This window comes from Chryseobacterium sp. CG10_8 (assembly GCF_058117085.1).
Genome location: NZ_JBYVEB010000130.1, coordinates 1 through 7,158 on the forward strand (window position 1 = coordinate 1; position 7,158 = coordinate 7,158).

5 protein-coding genes and 1 pseudogene are annotated in these 7,158 nt (G+C 30.9%); all 6 read right to left on the reverse strand.

The window, feature by feature from the left end:
- On the reverse strand, positions 1–409 hold a 409-nt coding region (locus tag AC4AGG_RS14625), incomplete at its 3' end, for an AAA family ATPase (RefSeq protein ID WP_489772756.1).
- Entirely contained in the window at positions 410–2,026 is a 1,617-nt protein-coding gene (locus AC4AGG_RS14630; RefSeq protein WP_489772757.1) for an Eco57I restriction-modification methylase domain-containing protein, read from the reverse strand.
- Positions 2,004–4,973, reverse strand: a complete 2,970-nt coding sequence (locus AC4AGG_RS14635; RefSeq protein WP_489772758.1) for an Eco57I restriction-modification methylase domain-containing protein — start codon at positions 4,971–4,973, stop codon at positions 2,004–2,006. Before AC4AGG_RS14635 ends, AC4AGG_RS14630 begins: the two co-directional genes overlap by 23 nt.
- Positions 4,973–5,302: a helix-turn-helix domain-containing protein gene (locus tag AC4AGG_RS14640; RefSeq protein WP_489772759.1), complete on the reverse strand. Its 330-nt coding sequence runs from the start codon at positions 5,300–5,302 to the stop codon at positions 4,973–4,975. Before AC4AGG_RS14640 ends, AC4AGG_RS14635 begins: the two co-directional genes overlap by 1 nt.
- 139 nt (positions 5,303–5,441) lie before the next feature.
- Positions 5,442–6,650 (reverse strand): hypothetical protein, encoded by a 1,209-nt coding sequence (locus tag AC4AGG_RS14645; protein WP_489772760.1) that lies wholly within the window; start codon positions 6,648–6,650, stop codon positions 5,442–5,444.
- A gap of 259 nt (positions 6,651–6,909) precedes the next feature.
- Positions 6,910–7,158 (reverse strand): annotated as a pseudogene (locus AC4AGG_RS14650) (hypothetical protein); the annotation flags it as partial.

Consider the following 7,158-nt stretch of genomic DNA (forward strand, 5'->3'; position numbering starts at 1 on the left):
ATTCATCCATATCTTTAGGTTCAAATCGCAGCCTTATACCTAATAAACCTCCTTTCCAATCCAAAGTAGGAATTATATGACTTACATAATGAAGCTCTGAATTCTCGACCTCAATCCATAAATCCAATATTGGTAGATATTGTTCTAATAGTTTTACAGACTTATCTTCTTCTTTTAGCTCATCTGCTTTAATCCAGTTTTCTCCAACCTCGTTTAAACTTTTCCAATGACAGAGTGTAAAATCTTGGGTTTTGAAACTTTTTGTTTTGAGGAAAATCATCAAAGCATCCATAGCAGTCGTTTTACCACTATTATTCGCCCCTACAAAAATTGTTTCTTTTTCAGAGAAATCTATTGTACATAATTGTAGTTTCCTGAAGTTTTGTATATGAATAGAATTTATTTTCATTTATTTTCCTCTATTTAATCTACGTTTCGTCAATTTCTTCCAAATTCTGTCAGCCATATCAACTTCTTCTTTTGAAAAACCATAGTTATTCATCAAAATTTCTTTATTAGTAATTTCAAGAATTCTATCTATGCTTTCTTTTGCACGAATCATATTGTCAATAGTTTCAACAAGGGTTTCGTTTGACTTATGATATGGGAGAAATATATTTTCTACTTCACTCGGCATAAGTTCCAAAACACCTCCTCCGTGACTTCTTCCTGAAATTTCGGCAAATGCAAAGGATAATGAATTGTAATAGCTTGCTGTAAAAGCGTATAGATTAACCTCTTTTTTGATACTTACCCGATGCATTGTATCGGTTGTATATGCTTTTGCATCATTAATGATAAGTTTTGGATAAAGGTGATTTCTCCTTATAAAAAGAGCATCAGAAATTTTAAGAGAGGGTATTATCTGCCATTCATCCCTTATTCCACACTTATATCCTTTATTTATTCCTTCTTCAATACCATATTCTAAATAATCTCTTGCACCTAATGAACCATTTAAATCGTTCATTTTAGGAAAAGTAAGTAGATGCGTACGAGCCTGAATATCTCTGTTTTTCTTCCAATCTTCTTCTGTGAAAATTAAGCTTGGCACTTGTACACTTCTGCCCACTAGCGGCTTTGCATATTTTTCTAAATCATAAAATTGAACTGTAGCTAGTGGAACTGTAAAAAACGGATTAGAGCCTGTTGTTATTCCTACTTCAACATCTGCATACTTGCCCAATTTTGGAACTCTTTTACTTTCCTGCAATTTTTCTAAAAAATCTATTTCATCTTGCTCTAGAAAATAAAATGTCCACTTATTGGTTTTAAAATCTATTTTTTTCTGAGGATTTTTAAGCTTTAAAATATCTAAATTTTTCAAACTTTCAGCATTTCGTAATTCTAAATGTTCAATTTTATGAGAGCTTGTTCCGTCTTTTTCGCAAAGTAGTAAAACAACTTCTTGTTGAATTTCAGGAAAAACTAGTTTTTCAAAAGAGACAATATTTATTTTATTGTAAAAATGAGCTAAAAATTCCCTTAATTGTTGAGCATAAGAAACTTGTAGAAGTTCAGCTGGAAGAACAAATGCTATTTTACCTTTTTCTTTTAATAACTGACTTGAACCCACTACAAATGAAACCCAAGCATTTGTTAGTTTTGTATACTTAAGACCTGATTTTCTAAAAATTTTTTCAGCAAGAGTTTGTTGATCCTTGCTGAAATATTGATATCTGATATATGGAGGATTCCCAATGATTAAATCAAATTTATCTCTTGTTGTCAAGCAATAGTTATGAAAATCATCATTAACAATGAAAGAATTTTCCAAATCTATCGACAAAGCTTTCTGATATTCGGTTTCGTCAAATTCTACTGCTGAAATAGAATTATAAGGAATGTTCTTTTCTTTCATTATTTGAAGAAAAACACCATCACCACAGCTGGGTTCTAATATATCCATTTCCTTATTGCCATTTATTGCCCATTTCAAGATAAAATCAGCAATATCTTTTGGAGTATAAAATCCTCCTCGCAACTTTTCTTTACTGGCTTCATTAATCAGCACCATAACTTTCATTTATTTTTGGGATAAGATTATCTTCTTCTCCAAGGTTATACAATCTTTTCAATAATAAATCCATTTCTCTTTTCTTCATTGAAAACTGCCTTTGTAGAGGAATAAGTCGTCTATTATTATTTTGAGTATTATCAATACTTTCCTGTAATTGAATTAATTCTTGTTGCAATAATGCAATATCATCGTGCAACGTTTTCTCATCAATGTTTTCAAAATCAATCTTCCGTATTGGTAGTTTCTTAAGAACTTTTGTTCCTCTTGCAATAAATCCACCTCTAAATACTTCTCCATAAAGTGAAGCAAACCATTCTGAATATTTTGAATTCAATAATGCCTGTATATAGTATATAGAATAAGGCGTACGTTCTGGCATAGTAATCATACAATATCCAGCTGTTCCACCTGATGAGATAAAAGTATGATTGGTGTCTATTGCATATTTATCTCCTTGAGATAATACGCCAACAACTATTTTCGCAGGAACATCGCATTTATCCAAACTTTGATGACGTCCAAATCGATACCATTCATTTTCTGTTTCTGGCTCGGGTTTAATATCCCTACCTTCCAATCTGGATTTATATGTACCTAAAAAGCTAAATGTTTCAGGATAATCTCTTCGTAAAGTCTGAATATCGACAAAATTTATATTTCCATTTTCGTTTTTATAGGGATAAACAACAAATGAATTTGGTTTCAACTTTCTGTAAGTATTGAGATTGTCAACACCTCTTGATGTTTGGAAATATGGTCTTGTCAATTCTTTTTCAATTTTCCACTCTGTTTCATCGAGATTGAAAAACAGGTAATTATCATCTTCTCTTGTAGATGTGTGAATGTATATGTCATTTTTACTGGTTTGTATTCCATTAAAAATATTTTCTCTTCCAATTAAACTTCCCAATTCTATACTTTGAGATGAAATATCATAAAATAGTGTTTTTAACTGATTGGGCATTAAAATCCAAGTTTCTTCATTTAGACTTGAAAATTCAACATCATCATAATTTACTGTATAATTTTTAGCTTTCCAATTTTCTAATTTTTCTACTTCGTGGTAAAGTAGAGAGTTTTTGTCAATCTTTTTCAAAATTAGAATACAGGTATAGGTGGTCTTATCCTTAAAAATTTGATTTGCTCCAAATGAAATAATTTTTTCAACTGCCTTTTTATCGGAAAGCAATCCTCTTAATTTTTTTCCTGCACCAACTTTTGCAAACTTACTCGGAATAATATACCCAAGAACTCCATTAGAATTAAGTAAGTTAAAACCTCTTTCAATAAATAGAAAATATTTATCAAATTGCATATATGAAGAATCAAAAAATTCTTTATAAATAGGAAGTTCTAGTGGAGTAAAACGCTTAATGTGTTCGGTAGCCATATAAGGAGGATTCCCTACAATAATATCAAATTTTTCTTCTCCAAAATCAAATGGATTAATATATTCTATATCGCTTTGATTCGTTTTCGTAGAATCAACTAAACTATTTCCATAATGAATATTTTCATCTAAATTTGGAAGAGCAGGATGCGTTATACTATCATTGTTTTCATCTTCTAACAATTTTAGAAGAAGTCCAAACTTACAAGCTTCAACAGCGTTGAAATCTTTATCAATTCCAAAAATACATTGCAATAGAATCCGTTTCTTATATTCAAATTTCAGTTTGTAACTGTTAACTCCAGTTTGTACAAGTTGTGATTGGTCGTTTACTATAAAATAATCGACTAAAATATCCTGTAAAAGTTGATATGCCTCAAGTAAAAACGCTCCAGAGCCACAAGCTATATCAGCAAATTTTGAATTCAGTATCTCGCCTGCTGATTTACCCTCGCAGTATTTCTTTACTGTTTCGTTCAATATGTCTCTGACAATGAAAGTCGGAGTGGTTACTACATCTCGATCTTCAATTTCAGGTTTTTTTCTAAGAACAATATTGCCATTTTCTACTTTTAATTGTTCGCTGAGAAAAATCTCATAAATATGCCCTAAAATATCTGATGAAAAAACAGCAAAGGAGTAAGAACTTTCAGGAAAATAAAGTTGTTTGATGATTTGCCAAAATGCTGTACTTTCATTTGAAATAATTTCGTCACTTAATGGTTGAGAAAATAGCCCAGCATTATATTTTGCATCGGCAGACCTAAATTTTTCTATTAAAGCACTGAAATCCTCATTTTCAGCCAATATTAAAAGTGTTTTGTAAATCTCTAAATTCCTGTCTTCACAGACCCTTAAAAAAACAACACTGTTAATATAACTCTGAACAAGGTCGTTTAATTGAAATTCATCAATTTCAGGATTTTTAGTGAGAATTTCATTTCCTAAAAGGATGCGCCACTCATTAATTTGCTTCAAGAACAAATCATCAACATTAAATCTTTGGATTTGATGTTCAATATCACTCCATACTTCATCAAATCTTCCTGAGTAAACATCTTCCTGACCAATAAGAGACTTTATTTCATCGAACTTTTCTTCATATTCTGAAAAATGATATAGTTTCACTCTTCGTTTTGAAGCATTATCTGTATTTTGAACAGGTTCTGAACAATCATAAATTGCCAAATATTCAAAATTTGTAAGGACTGAAATCTTTAGTTTTGCTGTAAATCCATATCGTCTAACCTGTTTTGCAGGCTGTGGATCAGTTTCAATTTTAACGAAAGGTTTCTTTGCTTCTACAAAAAATTTTCTTTCGGCAAAAAGTCTAAAAGTATAATCAGGCTTCTTTGTGTTTTCATTTGCTTCTGAACGCAAACCTTCCTCAACCAAAACTTCTCTTTCATTTGTAGGTTTTCCTTGCATATTTGTTATATCCCAACCCAGCATCGTGAAGAAAGGGTCAAGAAAATCCGTTCGCAATTGTGTTTCATTATAAGAAACCTTTGTGAATCTGTCGTGTTCAGTTTCAAATCTTCGTATCAAGTCTCTTATTTCCATTACTCAAAAGTTAGCTTTCCTTGTTGATAATTTTTACTTCTGAAATATCTTATTTTTTCTTCTGCCACCTTTAGGATTTCAGCTGTATTCTCCTCATAAATTAGAGATTCTGCAACCGTATCACTTAATAAACTTAGTGTTAAATCTTGTTCTGAAACTTTTAATATTTCTGCTAATAAGGGAATCATTTCTTTGTGTGCGGATCGTTCTCCTCGTTCAATTTTACTTAATGTAGATGGGTCAATATCTATATGTGCGGCAACCTTTCTTAAAGGAAGTCCAGCTATTTCTCGATATTCACGTATTAGTTCTCCAAATGATTTTTTCATTTTTCTGAAAATTTATTTCTTGAAAATATTTTTAGGACATTTATTGTCCAAATATATAAAAAACATTTCAATTCATATTAAAACTTAGTTAATTTGTTTACCAATAAAAAATACATATTGATAAATATTCATTACAAGATTATCTCTTGAATCCTTTTCTTTCTTCAGGCTCTTTCATAGTTTGACTCTCTATATTTAACGAATTATCTTTCATCGAATTAACTTTATTTTGTTCACTAGCTTTGTTTTCCCGATGATCAAACCGCAATAACGAAAACAAATTAATTTGTTTTTCTGAAATTCTAAAAACCTCCTCAAAAGCAGAAACAGGAATTCGATTTTCTTTTGAAGTTTTTTCCAATATCTCTATCATTTTATCTTTTAGTTCAGCATTGTTTAGATTTTGAATATTCGGAATTTTTATACTTTGTTGCAAAATTGTTTTTTTTAGCGTATGCTCCACCGAATCCAAATATTTTTTCTTTTCAACAGCAAAAGCAGTTTCATTGGTTAAGAGAGCGGAGTTTTTGCTTTTGAAAAAGAAAACTTCTTTTTTTAGACTTTCAATTTTTGTTTTCAGTTCTGCAATATGCTTCTCTTTGGATTCCAGTTCTGTCTTGTTTTTGAGAATTTGAATGTTATTCATTCTGATTGCCTTTTTGTAGTTTTCAATGGTTTTATCCGTTTTTATTTTTTGAAAACCGAGAAAATCGGATTCTTTTACAATCAACTCTTCAGGTTTTTTAGATTCCATTTCTTGTTTCATTTCATTGTATCGTTCCTCCAAAATTTTCAAATCTTCTTCCTTTTTCTTGATTTTAAATTCAACTGCTTCTAATCTTGCCAAAGAACCAGAAATACCTCTTTCCATTTCCAAACATTCCGCAGCCAAGTCTTGCATTTTAGAATAATGAAAAGATTGATGTTTTAGCGTTTTTCCAGTTTGTAAATCTTGCCAATCTGCGACCAAATGAGCGTGATAATTTGGTTTCCACTCTTTGGTGTCTTTATCATAATGCCCTTCATCTTTGTCTATGGCAATTTGAAAAATTCGGATTTTAAGTTCTTCTTCCAATCTTTTTGATAGGTTATGCAAATCCTGCATCGTGGTATTTTCTTTAATCACAACCACAGCTTCCCGAACTGGCATTGCATTTTTCTGTAATTTTCTTCCAGATTTTTCTTTGCAAAAAGCTTCTATTTTTAATAGTCGGTCTGCAATTTTTTGTTCCATCCAATATTCATTTTTATAAGTTAAATCTTTGCGGATATAGTCAAAGGATTTTTTTCTGAAATTATGAATTTCGGAATCAGATTTTGCTGCTTTGAAATTGATTGATGTCTTCATTTTTATTAAATTTGATGATGATTAAACCTGAATCTTTTTTACTCAGGTTACCTAACAACCTGTATCTATTTTATACAGGTTGTACAATGACCTTGCATTATTTTTTACAGGTTCAGAAGCTTGAACCTTGTACTATTTTACGCAGGTTAAAGCCTCGCAGAGCGAAGAAGAAACTTTGTTGGGAGAGTATCGACCTTCAAAGTTGCGAATGAACTCCTAACTTCTGCGTGTAGTTGGTAAAAAATATGCGCTCGCATAATCAGCGTTTTCTTTTGTAAATTTGATGGGGTTGTTTTGTTTCCTCCTCTTCAGTTTTCAGAATGGAGTTTGAAATTTCTATTGAATTTTTGTTTTCCTTTTTTGATTTTAAATAGTCATTTAAATCTTTGTGTAGAGCATAAATTTCGGTATGATCCTTGGCTTCGGGAAATGATTCCAAAATTGAATTTTTGCAATGTTCTCCTGCTTTATCATTATCCAAAAACAAATGGAATTCAGAATAATTTTT